This window comes from Bradyrhizobium sp., from assembly GCF_016462955.1.
GTDB lineage: Bacteria > Pseudomonadota > Alphaproteobacteria > Rhizobiales > Xanthobacteraceae > Bradyrhizobium.
Map to the genome: position 1 here is coordinate 1 of NZ_JAEMSD010000861.1, position 974 is coordinate 974.

The window sequence follows — 974 nt, forward strand, 5'->3', positions numbered from 1 at the left end:
GAGACCGAGGCGATGTCGAAACGCGTGCTCGTCGTGACCGGGATGCCGGCGGCGGTCGCCGCCTCGATCGACTTGGTCATGGCCGCGACGTCGGCGACCGAGATGGCGAGACCGTCGACCTTCTGCGTGATGAAGTCCTGGATGATCTGGGCCTGCGTCGCCGGCTCGTGCTCCACCGGGCCCTTGTAGATGCACTCGATGTTGCCGAGTTCCTTGGCGCGCTTCAGGCAGCCGTCGCGCGCGAAATCGAAGAACGGATTGTTCATCGCCTTCGGCACGATGACGAAGCGGTAGTTCGCAGCGAATGCCGGCGTTGCCATCATAGCCACGGCGATGCCCGCAAGAAGCAGTTTCCTCATGGTCTCCTCCACCCTTGTTGGTGCCTATCCTCTCGAAAGCGCCCGGGAAGCGGACAGGCGGCGTTTTATTTGCCTTCCCGAGGCGACGTTACGTCAGCTCATCCGCGAGCGGATGCGGTCGACCAGCACGGCCAGGATGATGATCACGCCCACCAGCGTCTGCTGCCAATAGGAGCTGACCTGGGCCAGCACGAGCCCGTTGCGGATCACCTCCAGCAGCACGCAGCCGACGATCGCCCCGAGCGGACCGCCGATGCCGCCGGCGAGATTGGCGCCGCCGATCACGGCCGCCGCGATCACGTTGAGCTCGTAGGACGTCGCCATGTTGGCCGGCGCCGACCCGAGCCAGCCGGAGATGATGATGCCTTGCAGGCCGGCAGCGAGCGCGCAGATGACATAGACCTCTATCTTCACGCGGACCACCGGGATGCCGGTCAACTCCGCCGCCTTCTCGTTGCCGCCGAGCGCGAAGACATGGCGGCCGAACGAAGTGTGGTGCAGCACCACGGCCATCGCCAGCGCGAGAATCACGAGATAGATGAACGGCACCGGCACGCCGAGCACGTCGCCCGAGGTCGCTGCGTAGAAATAATCGGCGTCGGGCCCGCCCGGAAA

At 65.3% G+C, this 974-nt stretch carries 2 protein-coding genes; both read right to left on the bottom strand.

All coding sequences use genetic code 11. The features are described 5' to 3' along the window. On the bottom strand, positions 1-359 hold a 359-nt coding region (locus tag JHD07_RS39285), incomplete at its 3' end, for a substrate-binding domain-containing protein (RefSeq protein ID WP_291631995.1). A gap of 93 nt (positions 360-452) precedes the next feature. Further along, a partial coding sequence (locus JHD07_RS39290; protein WP_291631998.1) for an ABC transporter permease occupies positions 453-974 on the bottom strand: 522 nt, incomplete at its 5' end.